At 37.6% G+C, this 17,895-nt stretch carries 23 protein-coding genes and 2 riboswitches; of the genes, 6 read left to right on the top strand and 17 right to left on the bottom strand.

The genetic code is table 11. The features are described 5' to 3' along the window. Positions 1-99: 99 nt before the first annotated feature. Genes MHH95_RS11895 through MHH95_RS11880 form a run of 4 tightly spaced genes read right to left on the bottom strand, consistent with a single transcriptional unit; the run spans position 100 to position 1,768 of the window. Positions 100-642, bottom strand: coding sequence for a membrane lipoprotein lipid attachment site-containing protein (locus tag MHH95_RS11895; protein WP_340727734.1), 543 nt, complete (start codon positions 640-642; stop codon positions 100-102). Between the two features lie 32 nt (positions 643-674). Continuing rightward, complete coding sequence (locus MHH95_RS11890) at positions 675-908, bottom strand: hypothetical protein (protein ID WP_340727733.1); 234 nt, start codon at positions 906-908, stop codon at positions 675-677. A gap of 4 nt (positions 909-912) precedes the next feature. Beyond that, the gene (locus MHH95_RS11885; RefSeq protein WP_340727732.1) at positions 913-1,455 is read right to left on the bottom strand and encodes a DUF2812 domain-containing protein; all 543 of its coding nucleotides are present in this window, start codon (positions 1,453-1,455) and stop codon (positions 913-915) included. 1 nt (position 1,456) lies between these two features. Then, on the bottom strand, positions 1,457-1,768 hold the full coding sequence (locus tag MHH95_RS11880) for a PadR family transcriptional regulator (protein WP_340727731.1): 312 nt from the start codon (positions 1,766-1,768) through the stop codon (positions 1,457-1,459). A gap of 606 nt (positions 1,769-2,374) precedes the next feature. Further along, positions 2,375-2,560: riboswitch (cobalamin riboswitch) on the top strand. Between the two features lie 146 nt (positions 2,561-2,706). Here MHH95_RS11880 and MHH95_RS11875 point away from each other — a divergent pair. The 5 genes from MHH95_RS11875 (at position 2,707) to nrdF (ending at position 6,673) form a co-directional block, all read left to right on the top strand. Further along, positions 2,707-2,931 (top strand): glutaredoxin family protein, encoded by a 225-nt coding sequence (locus MHH95_RS11875; protein ID WP_191699194.1) that lies wholly within the window; start codon positions 2,707-2,709, stop codon positions 2,929-2,931. Then, the gene (nrdI, locus tag MHH95_RS11870) at positions 2,928-3,290 is read left to right on the top strand and encodes a class Ib ribonucleoside-diphosphate reductase assembly flavoprotein NrdI (RefSeq protein ID WP_340727730.1); all 363 of its coding nucleotides are present in this window, start codon (positions 2,928-2,930) and stop codon (positions 3,288-3,290) included. Before MHH95_RS11875 ends, nrdI begins: the two co-directional genes overlap by 4 nt. 2 nt (positions 3,291-3,292) lie before the next feature. Beyond that, positions 3,293-5,026 carry a ribonucleoside-diphosphate reductase subunit alpha gene (locus MHH95_RS11865; RefSeq protein WP_340727729.1) on the top strand — a complete coding sequence of 578 codons (1,734 nt, stop codon included), beginning with the start codon at positions 3,293-3,295 and terminating at the stop codon, positions 5,024-5,026. 394 nt (positions 5,027-5,420) lie between these two features. Further along, the gene (locus tag MHH95_RS11860; protein WP_445683010.1) at positions 5,421-5,723 is read left to right on the top strand and encodes a hypothetical protein; all 303 of its coding nucleotides are present in this window, start codon (positions 5,421-5,423) and stop codon (positions 5,721-5,723) included. Next, positions 5,711-6,673, top strand: coding sequence for a class 1b ribonucleoside-diphosphate reductase subunit beta (gene nrdF / locus MHH95_RS11855; protein WP_340727727.1), 963 nt, complete (start codon positions 5,711-5,713; stop codon positions 6,671-6,673). Before MHH95_RS11860 ends, nrdF begins: the two co-directional genes overlap by 13 nt. Positions 6,674-6,727: 54 nt before the next feature. On the opposite strand, the gene MHH95_RS11850 is transcribed toward nrdF, so the two are convergent. From MHH95_RS11850 to MHH95_RS11825, 6 genes are all read right to left on the bottom strand, one after another. Then, positions 6,728-7,609 carry an NAD(P)/FAD-dependent oxidoreductase gene (locus MHH95_RS11850; protein ID WP_340727726.1) on the bottom strand — a complete coding sequence of 294 codons (882 nt, stop codon included), beginning with the start codon at positions 7,607-7,609 and terminating at the stop codon, positions 6,728-6,730. Between the two features lie 15 nt (positions 7,610-7,624). Continuing rightward, a complete protein-coding gene (locus MHH95_RS11845; protein ID WP_340727725.1) occupies positions 7,625-8,005 on the bottom strand; it encodes a histidine phosphatase family protein in 381 nt (126 codons plus the stop codon). A gap of 51 nt (positions 8,006-8,056) precedes the next feature. Continuing rightward, entirely contained in the window at positions 8,057-9,124 is a 1,068-nt protein-coding gene (locus tag MHH95_RS11840; protein ID WP_340727724.1) for a pyridoxal phosphate-dependent aminotransferase, read from the bottom strand. After that, a complete protein-coding gene (gene cbiB / locus MHH95_RS11835; RefSeq protein WP_340727723.1) occupies positions 9,099-10,055 on the bottom strand; it encodes an adenosylcobinamide-phosphate synthase CbiB in 957 nt (318 codons plus the stop codon). The genes MHH95_RS11840 and cbiB overlap by 26 nt, the downstream gene beginning before the upstream one ends. Before the next feature lie 40 nt (positions 10,056-10,095). Further along, the gene (locus MHH95_RS11830) at positions 10,096-11,589 is read right to left on the bottom strand and encodes a cobyric acid synthase (RefSeq protein WP_340727722.1); all 1,494 of its coding nucleotides are present in this window, start codon (positions 11,587-11,589) and stop codon (positions 10,096-10,098) included. A 158-nt stretch (positions 11,590-11,747) separates the two neighbouring features. Continuing rightward, positions 11,748-11,934: riboswitch (cobalamin riboswitch) on the bottom strand. 125 nt (positions 11,935-12,059) lie between these two features. Next, on the bottom strand, positions 12,060-12,266 hold the full coding sequence (locus MHH95_RS11825) for a S16 family serine protease (RefSeq protein WP_340728755.1): 207 nt from the start codon (positions 12,264-12,266) through the stop codon (positions 12,060-12,062). 151 nt (positions 12,267-12,417) lie between these two features. Between MHH95_RS11825 and MHH95_RS11820 the strand changes: the two genes are divergently transcribed. Then, positions 12,418-12,930, top strand: a complete 513-nt coding sequence (locus MHH95_RS11820; protein ID WP_340727721.1) for a YusW family protein — start codon at positions 12,418-12,420, stop codon at positions 12,928-12,930. A 113-nt stretch (positions 12,931-13,043) separates the two neighbouring features. Here MHH95_RS11820 and MHH95_RS11815 read toward each other — a convergent pair whose 3' ends face one another. From MHH95_RS11815 to MHH95_RS11785, 7 genes are all read right to left on the bottom strand, one after another. Continuing rightward, entirely contained in the window at positions 13,044-13,316 is a 273-nt protein-coding gene (locus MHH95_RS11815; protein WP_340727720.1) for a translation initiation factor 2, read from the bottom strand. A 245-nt stretch (positions 13,317-13,561) separates the two neighbouring features. Further along, a complete protein-coding gene (locus MHH95_RS11810; RefSeq protein ID WP_340727719.1) occupies positions 13,562-14,431 on the bottom strand; it encodes a S16 family serine protease in 870 nt (289 codons plus the stop codon). 18 nt (positions 14,432-14,449) lie between these two features. Further along, entirely contained in the window at positions 14,450-15,238 is a 789-nt protein-coding gene (locus tag MHH95_RS11805; RefSeq protein WP_340727718.1) for a DUF2785 domain-containing protein, read from the bottom strand. A 19-nt stretch (positions 15,239-15,257) separates the two neighbouring features. Beyond that, entirely contained in the window at positions 15,258-15,788 is a 531-nt protein-coding gene (locus MHH95_RS11800) for a GNAT family N-acetyltransferase (protein ID WP_340727717.1), read from the bottom strand. 18 nt (positions 15,789-15,806) lie between these two features. After that, positions 15,807-16,217 (bottom strand): acyl-CoA thioesterase, encoded by a 411-nt coding sequence (locus MHH95_RS11795; RefSeq protein WP_340727716.1) that lies wholly within the window; start codon positions 16,215-16,217, stop codon positions 15,807-15,809. Positions 16,218-16,231: 14 nt separating this feature from the next. Next, positions 16,232-17,035, bottom strand: coding sequence for a GNAT family N-acetyltransferase (locus MHH95_RS11790; protein ID WP_340728754.1), 804 nt, complete (start codon positions 17,033-17,035; stop codon positions 16,232-16,234). A gap of 20 nt (positions 17,036-17,055) precedes the next feature. After that, complete coding sequence (locus tag MHH95_RS11785; protein ID WP_340727715.1) at positions 17,056-17,811, bottom strand: class I SAM-dependent methyltransferase; 756 nt, start codon at positions 17,809-17,811, stop codon at positions 17,056-17,058. Positions 17,812-17,895 lie beyond the last annotated feature (84 nt).

Genomic DNA, 17,895 nt, shown 5'->3' with positions numbered 1-17,895 from the left:
TACTCAGTAAATTGTGCCATATAGCGTATGTAAAGAATTTGTAGATTATAATCGCAACTTACCATCAATCAACGCTCCAGCTTACTTTCAAAAATGCTCCTAATAATTCCGCTCCTGTCTTTCGGAACTATGAAAAAGCTCGACTAACTTTTCAAATACTTCATCTTCCTGATTGACTACTTTATAAGCGTTTGGCATAAGACCCTCCCCACTTACACTTAATATATTATGATCCAAATCTACTGCGACCGCAGGACCGTCTAAATAAAAATATTGGGGACGAATAATCCAAAAATCATAATCTTCATCTTTTTGATAAAAATCCTTTTTATAAAGCTTCACTTCAATCGATTTTATATAATTCAACAACTCTTCTTGTTTTTCCTCTGATAATGTATAATCCGTTTGTGGATAAACATCCTCTTCTAAATTCTCATAATATGTAGCAAAAGCGATTTCACGATCATCAAACTGACCTTGGAAAATATTTTCAAGCTTGTTTGTGTTCTTTTTCATTTCCGCCTCCACTCGTTCAACTAGTGGTGCTTCTGTATCGATGACTCCTTGGCCCTCCATCTCATTTTGCTCACTACACCCAGTTAAGACGAGCATGGTGAATAGGAATGGTAGTATCTTTTTCATAACAAGCTCCTTTCTATCTATGCTTACTATATTTAATCATTCGTAGATTCTGGTACACCTTTTCTCATGAGTTGCTCATATTTTTTTGTTTTGTACTTTTTTAAAATAAAGGAACCAATTACTCCGATATATAACGAGAATAAAAACACAATTTTATAATCTTGAACTTGCTGGCGATAAATATCAAATGCAGCTAAAATTAATGGGATAATTCCAAATAGTGACATGACAAAGAATATATTATCGAGTGTTTTCAAATGTTTCATCTCATTACCTCCCATGTTGTAATTGACGTACTTTTTTATGAAATTTGTATAAACCATAGCTATACCATATAACTACTGGTATCCCCATAATAATAAGAGCATTTAACCAATCGTAATCAAAATAAAATGTTGCAATATATGCGCCAATTACTGCAGCAGTAAATCCAATTACATAAAAAGACATTATATTACGACGTCTTCGTTCACGGTCAATGAGTGATAATTGATCTGAATAAATATCCTTTCCCTCAATTGAGATGAAAATATGTTTCATATAATAATGATTTTTTGCAATTAGCTCCCAGCCAGCTTCAAGGAAAAGCTCCTTATAGTCATCAAACTCTTCTTTATCTTTTAAACTTCTGAAATCAATTTTGTATCGCATATTTACAGCATCTAAATCAACTTGAAATACATAATAGTTTTCACCGATTTCTTTTTTATCGTAATCTACAAGACGCCAACCGCTTTGGGCAAGCTCGTTTAACCATTGTTCTTCAGCTTCAAATGAATTAAATCTTTTATTCAATGTTCGTGTAATTGCCATCTTATCCCTCACCACTTAATTTGTATGTAAATGATAATAGCTTTTCATAACGTCGTTGTTCATCGATTAGCGCCTCTTTTCCTGCATCTGTAATGGCATAAATCTTTTTCTTTCGGTTGTTTAAATCCACACCAACGACTTCAATTAACTTTTGTTTTTCAATATTTTTTAATACACCATAAAGTGTTCCAGGTGCAATTTCATACTGCCCTTCGCTTACCTCTGAAATTGTTTTAATAATGCCATAGCCGTGTGTCGGTTCTTTTATTAATGCTAATAAAATTAAATACGTTGGTTCTGATAAAGGAATCATAGGCCCTCCATATATTGACTGTCGATATATCGATACTCAAATTTTAAAATGTATATATATCGAGTGTCAAGATACAAAGTAGTATTTACTGGGAATTTTACTAATAATAGGGTTATTGCTATGAGTTAGATGTGGGGAGAGAGATTGAAATGCGGAATGAGATAAATAGCGGAATGAATTTCCGTTATTTATAAAATTATATAAAAACTAGTAAAAGTAAGGGAAGGAAGTTCCGTTATTGACCTAAAAAACATAAAATTTCAGGGTTTTATTTAAAATAAAGGTAAAACGTTCCTTTATTTCAACCTAAAATGAGCTACATCCTTTGAATAACGGTAAAGTCTTCCGTTATTTTAGGGTCCAAAAGTGATAAAAAATGTATCACGTCAATTTAGCGCTGTCTTGCCGTAGCTCATCAACCATTAAAGTGAAATTTCACTAGAAACCCCCCCAAAATTATGGTTATTCACTTCACGATCATCTTTTTGACTTGGATTAGATGTTATTTGCTATCTTTCTCTCTAAAAAGTGCCATTAGCTGTTAAACGTTTATTTCTTCCCTTTACTTTTACTTTGGAACGGCTTATACTCAATTCACAACCATATATTGTGTTTTTTTATCACGGTACTACTAAATGTAGTTTAAAAGGGAAGTTTGGTGCAAATCCAACGCTGTCCCCGCAACTGTAAATGCTGACTGAAGACTAAAATTGCCACTGTGCCACGTGCATGGGAAGGTATGTCTGACGGATGACGCAAAGCCAGGAGACCTGCCATGTTAAAACTACGTACATTTCTTCGGGGAATAGGAAATGGAGGCGCAATTTTTCCATTTACGTTTCCATTTCAGGCTATCCTTTTTTCCCGGGATAGCCTTTTTTATATTTTCTTTAGAACGTACAGCACAATAAATATCAATATAGCGAGGGATTCTATTAATGAAACTTTATACAAAAACTATTTGTCCAAAATGCCTATGGGTAAAATCTGAGCTTGATGCTGCCAATTTGGAAGTCGAAGTCATCAACATTGACCAGGATGAAAAAGCTAAGCAGAAAGTAATCGATGCGGGTTTTCTTTCCGTACCTTTATTTGAAGTAAATGGTGAATTTATTGCAGAGCCAACTTCCATTATTAACCGAATTTCTGAAATAACGGCATGATTATTTATGCTTCACGAACTGGCAATGTACGATACATCGTGCAAAAACTTGGCTTACCTGCGAAGGATATAGCCGATGTGGATAAAATCGATACGCCGTATCTTCTATTTACATATACGGATGGATTAGGCTCTGTCCCCCCTATCGTCGACCAGTTCATGACTGCGAATTACAATCAATGCAAAGGAATTATCGTAAGCGGGAACCGTAATTTCGGTCATGCCTTTTTTGGACGTGCAGGCGATTTATTAGCTGCACAATATGGCATTCCGTTAATTGAAAAACTAGAATTACGTGGGACTCAATCCAACTACTTAACCATTAAAAATTACTATTATTCCCTTTGGAAAGAGGTTTAATGATGAAACAATATTTAAAATTAAACAATGACATATTAAATCGTTACCGCGCTACCGGTGAACTGGATTTAGCAAAAGATAAAGAAGCAACACGCCGCTATTTCCTGGAAGACGTGAATGTCCGCTTACGCTACTTTATCGATATTGAGGAAAAAGTACGCTATTTAATTGATGAAGGCTATTATGAAAAGGAATTTCTTGAAATGTACTCTATGGATTTTATTAAACGGATGTATAAAAAAGCATATTCGTACAAATTCCGTTTCCCCTCGTTTATGAGTGCTTCGAAATTTTACGATAGCTATGCGATGAAAAGTAGAGACGGGAAAGAAATTCTTGAAAAATATGAAGACCGAATCGTTATTATTGCCCTTTATTTAGCACAGGGTGATGAAGCATTGGCGGAAAGGGCCATTGAAGCGGTCATGACTGCCTATCAGCCGGCAACACCAACTGCTCTTAACAGCGGGAAAAAAGCGCGTGGCGAACTAGTATCATGCTTTAAGCTGACGATGGACGACACAATGAACTCGATTGCCGAAAATATCGGCTATTGCCTGGAGCTTTCCCGATTAGGGGGCGGTGTCGGAGTAAACTTAACCGATCTACGTCCACTAGGTGATCCAATTAAAGGGATATTAAACCGTGCGAGTGGGGTTATGCCAGTTGCGAAACTTCTGGAAAACTCATTCTCTTATTCAAATCAGCTTGGTCAACGAAATGGTTCAGGTGTCGTCTACTTAAATGTTTTCCACGGAGATATTGAGGCGTTCATCTCTTCCAAAAAACCAAATGCTGATGATAAAATCCGCCTTGCTACGTTATCGACTGGCATTATTCTTCCTGATATTTTCTTTGAACTGATGCGCCGTGATAAAGATATCGTCTTGTTTAGTTCTTATGACATTTATAAAGTATACGGAAAACGCATGTCTGAAATTTCAATTACGGAAATGTACTACGAGCTATTGGATAATCCAAATATTCGTAAGCTTAAACGATTAAATGCACGTAAATTATATACGGAAATCAAAAAAGCGCAATTTGAATCGGGTTATCCGTTCGAGATATTTGATGATAATGTTAATAACGCTCATCCGTTAAAGGAAATCGGTCGTGTGAAGATGTCCAATCTCTGTACCGAAATACTTCAGTACCAGCAAACAAGTATCGTTACCGATCAAAATGAGCCGAATGAATATGGCCTCGATGTTTCTTGTAACCTAGGTTCAATCGACATTCATGAAGCAACGAAAGTTCAGGATTTCGGTCAGCTTGTCGATACAGCGATGCGTCTTTTGACGAATGTTTCAACTATGACAGATATCGTCAACGTTCCTTCTGTATCTAAAGCGAACAAAGTAATGCACTCTGTTGGATTAGGAGTTATGAACTTGCATGGACACCTTGTACAAAGCGGAATCCGTTATGGGTCAAAAGAGTCCATCGAATTTATTGATGCATTTATGGAAGCATTGAACTATTATTCATTAAAAGCTTCAATGGAAATTGCGAAGGAAAAGAACGAAACATTTTACCGATTTGAGGAAAGTAATTATGCAAGCGGGGTTTATTTTAAAACCTATCTAAACAAAGAAGAAAAAAAACTTACGGCCGAAGTGATTAAAGCACTTGGGGCTACACCGAATATTACTCAAAATATGTGGGTTGAATTGAAAAAACAAGTTCAAAAATATGGACTGTTCCATAGCTATCGACTGGCAATCGCGCCTTAACTGACTAGGGCTTTCATTGTTGTAAAACAGTGTCAAAACAAGTGAAATTGCTGGAAAGCCGTAAAGCCAAAAATACGACAACGGAATTGGAAACGATAAACGTGAACGTTGCGAAAGCAGAAAGAAATTTTTGGATAGCATAAGGTGAAAAAAAGCATATTTTGTGAGGTTGTAATTCTCGCTAAATATGTCCTAAGTGCCTATACAATCGGTAATCAGCAGCCAAGCACCTTTCTATGAGGTGAAGGTTCAACGACTATAATACTTGGTAGGCAAAAGCCTATATTGTATAGTCTACTCCCTTTTAAATATCAGGAAACTGAGGGTATTAAGGACAGGCAGTATTTCCTACATCCGCAGCTGTACGGCTTCCATCTCCCCTGTTACAGAACGTGTGGAAGTTCGTGACTATGCGGACAGCCGTACAATTTATCCGATGCCATTTTTAACAAATGACAATGAGGAACTTTATACCGAAGCCTATGATGTAAATCCGTATGAACTGATCGACCTTTACGCAGCCGCGCAAAAGCATGTTGATCAAGGCATTTCCATGACGCTTTACGTAACGGACCAGTGGAACACAGAACAATTAGCAAAAGCCTACATTTATGCGTGGACGCGTGGAATTAAAACCGTTTATTACGTACGCCAACGTTTACTTACAATTGAGGAGTGTGTCGCATGTCAAATTTAACGTATAAAGCGGTCAACTGGAATATCCCAACAAGTGAGCTCGCACGCATTTTTTGGGATCAGCAATGGAAGCAAATCTGGTTTCCCGAGGAGATCGCGGTCAGTAAAGACGTGAAACAATGGAAGGAATTCGAACACCAGGATACATACAAAAAGGTGTTCGGCGGCCTGACATTGCTTGATACGGTACAAACGAACATCGGGATGAATGAAATCGCCAAGTACACACCCGATTTTCAGGAGAAAGCGGTGTTAACCGTATTCGGATCTTTTGAAGCAATCCATGCAAAGTCTTATTCATATATTTTTACAACACTGTGTACAAACACTGAAATCGACGAAGTTTTCGAATGGGTGCAAAAAAATGAGTTTCTTCAATATAAAGCAAACCGCATTGGCGAAGTATACACAGCTATAAAAGAAGATGACCCGGAAAGCTTATGGAAAGCAATGTTCGCTTCAGTTATGCTGGAAAGCTTTTTATTCTATTCCGGCTTCTTCTACCCGCTTTATTTAGGAGGACAAGGTGTTTTAAGAAATAGTGCGGAAGTGATTAGTTTAATCTTGCGTGACGAATCAATTCACGGAGTAGCGGTCGGCTTTTTCGCCCAGAATATTTTCAAAACGTTCTCACCAGAAAAACAGCAGGAGCTTACTTTGTGGGGCTATGAATATTTACTCGATTTATATCAAAATGAAATGAAGTATACCGATGATTTATATGCAGAAACAGGACTTTCTCCCGAAGTGAAAAAATACGTGCGCTACAATGCGAATAAAGCGCTTATGAACTTGGGGCTCGATACGATGTTCCCGGACGAGGAAGTCAACCCGGTAGTGATGAACGGGATTTCCAATACTGGCTCAACGTACGATTTCTTCAGTCAAAAAGGATCTACTTATGCCGTTGCTAAAGTCGCCCCAATTACGGATGACACGTTTAAGTTCTAAAAAAGAAACGCTATACCAAAATTCCGGTATAGCGTTTCTTCCTATTTAATAAGTTCATTTTATCCATTCTTTAAAAATCGGGTCATGTGTTGAAACTATCGGTTGGTAAGTCGCGCCTTCATGTATATATTGAAAGGCTGCATTTACTGCTTGCATTGCATCATGTGTTGCGCCGTGTATAAGCTTCAGTTTACCTTGCTCATAGCGGGCATCACCTGCTACAAAATATCCGCGACAATTTGTTAAGCCATTATCTCTTTGCGCAATGCATCCTTTGAAATCAATGGTACGTTTTTTTGAACCAATATGGCAAAAGACAGCCTCATATGCCCAATCATTAAAATCCGAGAATTTATAAATTGGAATGTTATTGTTGGCAAGCCCGTCCATTAAAATAGGCTGTAAATTCAACTCTTTGTCGGTATATAATGTAACCGCATTTCCATACCCCATTAACTGAATTGCCCAATCTGCTGCCATCGGTGTATGTCCGATCACTGCAATTGGACCGTCATATTGTTGGTAAGCTGGCGGGTCATACTGTATTTTTCCCGAGATGTGCGCATGTTCGATCCTTTTTACCTCATTAAATCCATTGCCGGTTGCCGCTATGATTGTTTTAGCTAGAATGGTTTGCTGTGTTGTCATTACATAAAACAACTCGTCACTATTTTCAATTTTCTCAACAATTTCTCCAAGTAACAAATTAGCTTTACTTACTTTTAACTGTTCAATCAGCGCTCGTTTATAATCACGCGCTAAAACGCCAAACTGACCAGGAATATCATAAATTTCATAGTCTAAAAATAAATTAAGTCGACCACCTAGTTCATGATTGCCTTCAATTAATACTGTGTTCATCCTTCTAGATGCACTATAAAATGCACTGAAGATCCCGGCAGGACCACCACCGATTACACAAACATCGTAAATCATTGCTCTCCCCCATTATTACTGTACAAAAATATCTTTATGTATTTGTTCACTATTCCCTTCTATCGAAAAACAAGCAGCACCATCCAACAAATAACCCCATAGCTGGTTGTATGGCTGTTTATGAAGCGCGGTAATCAAACAAGCAATGGCAACACCGTGAGAAACGACTACGATTCTCTCATACGGTAACTGTACCAAATACTCGTGAAATGCGAGCATTCGGTTCGTTACGTCACCAAAAGATTCCTGTGTCGTATTCATAAATAAATGCGGTGTATTCAAATAGCAATAATACTGTTCATCTAGTTGAAGATCTTTTATAGAGTTACCTTGCCAATGCCCTAAGTTAATTTCACGCAAATTTCCAGTTTGGTGAATGGTCTGGTCAGGAAACATGCTTGCAGCCGCCCTTCTTTATTCCATACAGTTTCACCATGACGGTAGTAGTTAATGATTATTGACATAATACGTTATTTCATCCTTGCATTTACTCCAGATTTCTTCACTTTTGACAGCGATTCGAAACCATGCGCCGTCCAAGCCGACATAGTTTTTTGTATGGCGTAAAACGATACCTCGCTCTAATAAATATTTAAAAAATTCATCTGGATTATATTGTTTCGGTAATTGGAACAGTAAAAAATTCGCTGCACTGTTTGATACTTTACAACCCATCAATTTTAATTCCATCACCATCTGACTTCGTAATTTGCTGTTCTTTTCACGAGATTTCATTACAAAATCCTTGTCCTGTAAACAGAGACAGCCGATTTCATTTGCGATTGCACTAACATTCCAGTGCGGCAAGTAATGACGGAGTTCTTCTGCCTGTTGCCCGATGATATAACCGAGACGAATTCCTGCCAGCGCATACATTTTCGTCATGGATCGTACAACAAATAAATTAGGATAACTGTTCACTAATGGAATGACGCTCTCCGATTCATCGGTCCAGTCCATAAACGCTTCATCGACAACAAAATTACAATGAGGGTACTTTTTAACCAACTGTTCAATCCAATTTTTTTTCATTAATATGCCTGTTGGATTATTCGGATTACAAATATAGCAGGCATGGACATTTTTCAGCTGTTTCTCCAACTTTACTTCATTAAATCGATACGCTTCAATATCCTCAGCTAAAATAGAATGAATGACACAACCCTGCTGTTTTAATGTTCTGGCATACTCCGAAAAGGAAGGCTGTAATAAAGCTACTTCTTGTCCTTTAAAAAGTTGAGCCAAAGCCATTAAGCCTTCTGCTGCACCGTTTGTAATGACAACGTGTTGTGCTGCCACTTCGTGTACATCTGCCACTTGCGAGCGAAACGGTTCCGCTTGTTCATGCGGATACCCCGCTATTTTATCTATCAAAATCGCCCACTGTTGCTCTACTAGCTTCGGATACCCGAGATGATTGACATTTTCGCTAACATCGATGACTTTGTCTGGCATATGTAAGTTCATCGCTTTATATAACGCTGCTGCATTAGCCCCATGTGCAGGCAATTCCATACAATATTCCTCCTGTTATCACAACACACCAAGTACAAACATACATGTGCTGGATCGATTTTTTTATATGTTTTTTCTGCATCGTATTGTCCGGTTCACCCATATAAGCACGAAATGATTCCATCCCATCATAACGATTAAACCCGCCTAAACGGATTCCTAACTGAACGGCTGTAGCGGCCTCCAAATATCCGCTATTCGGGCTTGGATGTTTTTTAGCTTCTTTTAGCCAGTTTTTATAGCGTTGTTTGAGTGGTTGTGCCGTATCACATTTTGTAAATATTATAAGGAACCACCCGGAAATTCTGCTAGGCACATAATTCGCAACATCATCCAATGTTGCTGCAGCAAATCCGAAATCTGCATACCGTTCATTTTTATAGCCGATCATCGAGTCCAACGTATTAATAGCTTTATAGCACCATGCACCGGTTGCCCCGAAACATAGCGCATACATAAGCGGAGCCGTCACGCCGTCACTCGTATTTTCCGAGACGGTTTCAATGACACCTCTTACAATTTCAGTTTCATCCAAATGATTCGTATCACGGCCCACAATCCAACTTAAATATTTCCTTGCTTCGGATAAATCATTCGCTTCCAAAGAATCGTAAACGAGCATCGCCGCTTCTTTTAATGATTTCTGGGCTAGTGCTAAACTAATCAAAAAGATTTCGACTACTAGCCAAATAAGAAGATGTACTTTCAGTGCAAGAATGACAATAAAAAAAACAGAGCCCGTTGTAATACTTACCGTGAGAAAAACTGTTAGATAGCCATTGATCCGTCTTCTATTGTCACTCCCGCTATTCCATTTCCTCTCAAAAAACGAAATCACGTTGCCAATATAAATGACAGGATGCGTCCACTTTTTTGGATCCCCTACAATGCAATCGATGAGCACTGCGATTACACAAATAATAAAATACATCGTGTCCATTCCCCTTTTTTATAAATATCTACCTATCCATTCACTTCGTTTCAATCTTACTTTCCGAAATAAACGAATAAATCCTCTCCATATTTAAGTGAGAACGAACATGGTGATCCAGCATTTCATACGCTTGTTCGCGGCGTTCAAAATCGGATAAAACATCACCTAAAATAGGCTCCATCCCTTTTTGCCTACGGATTGTATTAAAATAATCGCGAGTGAACGGACGGTTTTGGAAAATCCCGTGAACATATGTACCAAATACTTGCTCCGTAAAGACACCATCTGTCCGGCCGTCATAAAATTGAATGAAAGGCTTCAACGGTTTTGTTGCTACACTGCGCCCTAAATGAATTTCATACCCTTCAATCTCATGACCTGTACAGCTCCTTCCGGAAACTTGCACTGTTTGCTTACTATTAATAAATGTTGTTTCAATCGGCAGCAAACCTAAAGTTAAATATGTGCCTCCCGTGCTTTCAACCGCCTGCTCATCACGGATAATTTCACCTAGCATCTGGTAACCCCCACAAATACCGATAATGCGGACATTTTGATGCGCTAACTGTAAAATCCCTTGCATTAACCCGGTTTGCTGAAGCCATAAAAAATCTTCCACCGTATTTTTCGTCCCCGGTAAAATCACGACATCCGGATTTTTCAAATCATTAAGTGCCGTAACAAAGCGCACACCTACATCCGGCTCTTCAATAAGCGGATCTATGTCGGTAAAATTCGAAATGTGCGGAAACCGGATAACTGCGACGTCAATCGCAAATTCATGGTGCTGCGGTTTTTTAAAACGCAGGCTGGATAAAGCGAGCGAATCTTCTGCTTCAATTTGAACATCAAAGTATGGAATTACGCCAAGCACAGGAATACCTGTATAATCCTCCAGCCACTCGATCCCATCATTAAGCAATTCTTTCATACCTCGAAACTTATTAATAACAATTCCTTTGACACGGGACCTTTCCGTATCATCTAATAACATTAACGTCCCGACAATTGAAGCAAATACACCACCCCGGTCAATATCGGCAACTAAAATTACAGCAGCATCAGTTTCATGGGCCATCCGCATATTGGCAATATCCCGGTTCTTTAAGTTAATTTCCGCCGGACTTCCCGCACCTTCCAAAACAAGAACATCATAGCTCTCCGACAAACTGGCAAGTGATGAACGAACTTCAGGCATCACTGCTTCAACAATATTTTCACGATAACTAAGCGCATCTATATTGGCATAATGTTTACCGTGGAGAATCACTTCCGATACCATTTCCCCTTTAGGCTTAAGTAAAATCGGGTTCATATCCGTTGTTGCGTCAATTTTTGCGGCTTCTGCCTGAACCCCCTGTGCACGCCCGATTTCTCCACCGTCTTTTGTAATATACGAATTAAGTGCCATATTTTGTGATTTAAATGGAGCCACACGATAACCGTCATTTGCAAAAATGCGGCAAAGTGCTGTACATAGTACACTTTTCCCCACATCGGATGCTGTACCTTGAATCATAATTGCCTGCACTTAAATTTCCTCCTTACTGTAAATATCTCCAAATAAAATTAAAAATGCCTGTACCTCTTATCGAAAAAGAGGTACAGGCATGTGAAATTAATTATAGGATAGTGTTTAAATACACAAAAACAATGACTAGTTTCGCCTATACTTTTCCCTCCGAAAAGTAAGTATCGTTTGAATAAGCAGGTTTCCTGGCTTAAGCTTCCTTTTACTTTCACATCTTCCCATCATTCCGACAGTGATTTGTTGTGAGTTCATCAGCTATTACAGTAGCGGGGGCTGCATTAGTCTTTCACTAATTTCCCTTTTACCTTACAAAAATCTGTAAGCACTTAATCAATTGCAAATTATTAAATTATTATAAAAATAACACAGTCTGTTTAAAAATGATAGGACTATTCCCGATACCGGTTAGTCGTTATTGAGCCTCATTATTTCCTTTACAGCATTTTCTATAGAAGCCACCGTAATAATGTTTATATTAAGCTGCTCATCTTTTTTACTTCCTTCTCCTCTTTTTCATTTTCCACAGGTAAGAAAATATGCGAAAAACAGCTTTTTTCAGCAATGAGAATTTTAGCTTTCATTGAGCCAATTTCCTTCACATTTCCTTCACCGTCAATCGCACCTGTTACGTCAATCGGTACGTTATTATTAAAGCTGGCGTTTTCGCTAAGACCAATTAATATAGCGGCAAGTCCTGCTCTGTCACCTTCAATAAGGGAAATTCTAATTTCAGTAGAAATGGATAGCTTATTTTAATTTGGGAATACTTTTATTAAAAATTAGAGGCTTAAATTAAGTTATCAAGCCACTTTTAAAGGAGAGTATAAAATGAAATTATTTAAATTATTACTTACAATGCCATTATTGTTGGGGTTATTGTACGCATGTAACAACGATGATACAAAGACAAATAAGGATGTTACAGGAAATAATAGTACTGTTGATGAAACAGCGAATAACAAAAATACCACTAATAACTCGGAAAATGAAAATGAACGTACTGGAATTAAGGTCGCAGATGTAAATTATGCTTTTACTGAATTTGATTTAGACGTAGAATATGCGAATCGCAATTCATATGATGTTGAATATGAGAACGATGGAAACAATATTTATGCAGAAATAGATGATGAAATTAAAGGTATCGAGTATAAAGGTGATCAAGCGTACGAAAATTTTGTCGATGCGTTAAAACAGTTAACATTTGACGAAACTACAAGTGATGACGATGTTCGTAAAGAAGTACTAAAAGCATTTGCTCTCGATGAAAACTATAAGTCCTTTGAGCTTGAAGTAAAATTCAAAAACGGGGAAATAAAACATTATCATCATAATAAATAATAGTGGGTAAAGAGAGGTTAAATCCTCTCTAAAACTTCTACCATAATGCACAAAAAATCGATTAGCATGATGCTTTTCGATTTTTTTTGTGAACTAAAACTATTTTCTTCTTCTTAACTTAACATCTTTTTAATTTTTTTTAGTTCCTTTATTAAATAATCAATTTGCTTTTGTGTAGAATCCATCTGTTTTGATTGATCATATTGAGGTTGTGTACTTTGATTGTTCGATTTTTCCAATTCTTGTAGAGCAAGGCCTGCAGCCAATGCTGCTAAACCATCTCCTAGCGTAGTAATGGTTGCTGCAATAAATGCAAGTCTAGCAATTTGAATATCTGTGGAATCAGAGGGTTGATTGGATTTATTTCCATTATTATTAATCGGCATATCCTCCCTATATTAACGGTTGTAAAGTCACTTTAATTACAATATATGCATAGGATAAACGAAATTCACTAAATAAAAGATTCTTATTCAATTTGCCGCTCTATATGTATGAACAAGTCGTTCAAAATCCATTCCTTCACCTCACTTGACTATATAACGATTGTACATGCACTTTGGCTTTAAATTTATCCATTTATTTAAAATATAAGAACGCTATGGAAAAATCACCATAGCGCTCTAAAGACTTACGTATTTAGCTTCTCTATTTCTATTACAGCACGATCAACCGTTGCCACTTCAATAATTTCGATGTTAAGTTGGTGTATGTCCTTTACTTCTCTCGCCTCTTTTGCATTTTCCTCTGGTATGAAAATATGCGAAAAGCCGCTTTTTTCGGCAATCAGAGTTTTAGCTTTCATCGAGCCAATCTCCTTTACATTCCCTTCTCCGTCAATCGCACCGGTTACGGCAATCGGTACGTTATTGGTGAAGCTGCCTTTTTCTGCGAGTCCGCTTAATACAGTGGCAAGACCTGCACTGTCACCATTAAAATCTTCTCTATTTAAAAAGTCCTTAATTGCTGAAGAAGTTTCCGGCAGATAAGCCATAACATTTTCCTTCATTATTTCAAAATGCCTTTCCGCTGGACGTATATAACTTAATAACTCTTCATTTTTCGAATTATACCTGATTTTATTCGTGACAATTTCCGCATCCAATACTTCTTGATCATTTGATAATTCTAGCGTCTTTATTAAGTAATCCAAATCATCAATATATGCCGCTTCGAAGATATCCACTGACAGTATATGTATACCTGAATCTTCTACAATTTCAAAAGGCTCGTTATAGGAAGTAACAAAATATGTATGCTTTTCATAAAACATCAGTCGATATTCAAACAAAAAAATTAAAGATAGTGCCAAAAAACACCCTGCGAAAATCTGTTTATGTCTATTGTCATGCCTATAAAGATAAAACCCTGACAGTGTAATGATCAAGCCCGTTACAAATAAAATAAAAAATACAAAACTATTAATTTTATCAAAATAATATGCGAGTAAACCGACTATGTATAAAATGAACGGCACAACAATGAGGGTAACTCGTTTCACCATTTCATCTCCCTTCTGCTAAGCCTCAATAATCCAATTGGTTGTAAGTACACATTTATTTGTTTTTAATAAATGCCGTAATAATGTGCCCTCAAACTTCTTCACATTCCATTCAAACCGGTATTTCGTATGCCATTCATCAATTTCAACTTCATTTAAATCTTTTACCCACGCTAATAACTGTTCGTCTGTCAATCCTTTGTCTAGTAAAGCTTCAATTACCGGTAGCATGCGTTCTTCCTCATCGTCTATAAAAGCATAGTCCGTGTGCAGGCAGCTTTTTAAACTTTGCAATGCTTTATGACACAAATGTAAATCTTTCATAAGCGGATGTGCAATGGCTTCAGCTAATAAGTCACTCCCATGTGCAACCGTATGTGCCCAGCCTTTTTCATGGACGAACCCCCGGTAATCCTTCTCAAGCTTTAAATAATCGACACTACGTTGAATCGCCTCCAGAATGAGCGCTTCAGGCAATTTCCTGTTTTCACGGTCTTTACCTAAAATTAGCGCGATGACAAGGGTCGAAAAAGACCGTGTAAATACATCATCTGAAGGACAGTTGTGCGTAATATTTAAGTAAAGGTGCTCGTCATCCATGCACGTTTTTAATAACACAATTGATTGTTCCACTTTGAGCTTTTCATCCAATATTAGATCGCAAAACCCACGATAAATTAAGTCATCACGTAAATAAGCATCCGTGTTTCCTATGTTTTGCAGCATGAATTCTAACAGTTCATTTACTTTAATTACGTCTAAATTTATATCTTCTTTTTTTACAATAGATTCCAGTGTCTCTTTCATACCTTGATTATTTCTCCTTTCAATAAGGCACCTCATCAAGTTGAACTAGTGTTATTTTGCCAGTTTTCCAGTCGTCATAAATAGCTGCATACAACACGCTATCTACAACCGTGCCATCCTCATTTTCCCAGGCTTTTCGTAAATAGCCCTCTTTAACAAATCCCGACTTTGAAAAGCATTTTCGCATTGATACATTATCCGCTCTCGTATACGCTTCGATACGAATTTTCTGTTTTTCTCCAAATAAATAGTTTTGCAACCAGCGTAAAGTTTGCGTACCAGCTCCCTTTCCTCTTGCTTGAGGCGTTAACCGGATATCGAATAATGGAATCGAATCATTGATATCATGAATGATTACAAGCCCAATCTTTTCATGATCGAGTAGAATCCAAAATGTTTCGCGACCATCTTCATAATAACCATTCGCTACTTTTTCTTTTATTTCAATAGGATTCACTATAGGGTTCGCGAAAAACTGCCATTCGTTGTTAGTAAGAAAATCCGTTAACTCCTGAATTTCTGAATTAAATCGCTGAATTTTTATAGTCATCTATTACAATCTCCTAAACTATTTACTACTGCTTGTTTCAAAAATCTTTTTCAATGGCTCCGGTATTTTCGCAACCTTTTTCTTTTCTAAATGATAGAAGCAGCCGGATTGTTTGCCGGTACAATGGATATGTTTTTCTGTAGTAATTTCCAGTTCCATCTCCCAACTGGATTGCCCGATTTTCACCATCCAGCACCGTCCGACCGGTTTATCAAAAATCGTTAAAGGGGCTTTGTATTCTATTTCTGTTTTCATTAGAATTGGTGAAATTTTCACTGCCATCATTTCTGCTAGTGGATAATGCTCATTTAAAAAAGCCATGCGTAAATCCTCAAACCATCGTACGTACACAATATTACTGACAATGCCCATTGCATCAATATCATAGGCATTTATTTGTATTGGCTGTTCTGCTAATAAAGTGCGCAATTCATTTCCCTCCTTTATTTTTCCTCTTCAAAACGAATCATTGACCAAAAACCGATATCCTCAAATCCAATTCGCTTATAAATGCGCCCTGCAGCCGGATTATCATAAAACAAACAAATCGATTTTCCTTCAGCAAGCAAGTCTCGACAAAGCTTTAGCATACAGTGTGTCGCATACCCTTTTTTTGCGTAACCCGGTCTCGTTCCAACACCTACGATCATGGCGGATTGAGAATTTTCAGCCGTTGTCGATGCAGAGGACACCATTACACCTTGTTCATCTCGAATAATATATGTACGTCCTGTTTTAAACTTTTCCGCACGTTCTCTTCCTTCAATACTAAATGTCCCTGTTGAAAACTCAGGAATAGACTTGAGCATTTCAATATTTTCTTCATATTCATGCGGCTGTAAATACGTCACATTTGAAAAATCCAAATCTGAAATCGGAACCGTCAATTTTGTACATTTTGCATAATACGTTTCACTATCCCGACGAATCCCTCGATTAATCCATTTACGTAATGGTGTGACTAAATGTTGCAACCCCGAAATTTCAATAGGACCTTTGTTTTTATTAATAATTTCTGCGAACCCTGCTGCATCATAGTCCCCTTCGCTATAGGGAATATAGTTTTGATCGTAGCGCAGTAAAACCGCAATCAGCTGATCATCTTCAAATTGTCCCCACAACTCCTGAATATCCGATTCCATTCCATAAGCCTCTATATCACCAATAATAAATAAGTTTTCTGCCGGCTTTTTTTCTATTAGTGCCATTGTTAGTTTGCGGTCATTATTTGTTAATTTTCTTATTATCATACTTACCCCCTATTTGATTAACTGCGTTTTCTAGCCTTTACGATAAACGTTGTAGGAAAGTGACTGGCTTTATGCAGTGAATAATATCTCTCGGAATACGTTACTTCTTCATTTTTTGCGTGTTCAGGTATATCACTTTCAACAATCTCTACAATTTCAAAGTTCGCCCGTAACAGTGCATTAATAAAGGTCGCCATTTTATATTTAGGTATTTGCATTGGCGCATCTTCCCCTTTAAATGTCGTCGTTTCAATATATCCTTCACGCTGATAAGAATCGGTTAATAAAAACTGATGATCTCGGCATTTAATTTGACTATAAAAAGGGTGCTCCCAACTGAAAACAAACTCGCCACCCTCTTTTAAGTAGCTATGTATGAGCTGAAACGTTGCTGACAAATCACTCGACCAGCCGATTGCATAAATCGAATACACGAGATCAAAATAGTTTTTCGGCAAGCCAATTTCCTGTTCCATTGGCGCTGTATGTAAGTTCGCCTCAATGCCATTTAACGTCGTTTGAGCCAGTTCTTTTTGTGCACTCGAAAAATCAACACCCCAAAGCTCCTTAGCTCCATTGTGATTCATATATAAAAGAGAGTGGCCACTGCCAAATCCGATTTCCAGCACCTTCTTCCCTGCAACAGACCCGATTAAATGCAGCTCTTCCTCTGTTTGAGCTAAAGGCCCGTAGCTCGGCAACGCGTCTCCCCCTGCAAAATGCTTCGCTACGATATCCCAGCTTTTTTTATTGTTTTCAATGATATTGTTCAAGCGATTGCCCCCCTTTATTTTTAAGAGAATTTGAATTATTCTTTATTAACATAATTTTCTAATTTAATAGTGATTTTGATTTTA

Origin of the sequence: Solibacillus sp. FSL K6-4121, assembly GCF_038002585.1 — a bacterium.
Lineage (GTDB): Bacteria > Bacillota > Bacilli > Bacillales_A > Planococcaceae > Solibacillus > Solibacillus faecavium.
Note: the sequence above shows the minus strand (reverse complement) of the source record. Positions and strands in the feature narration are given on the sequence as shown.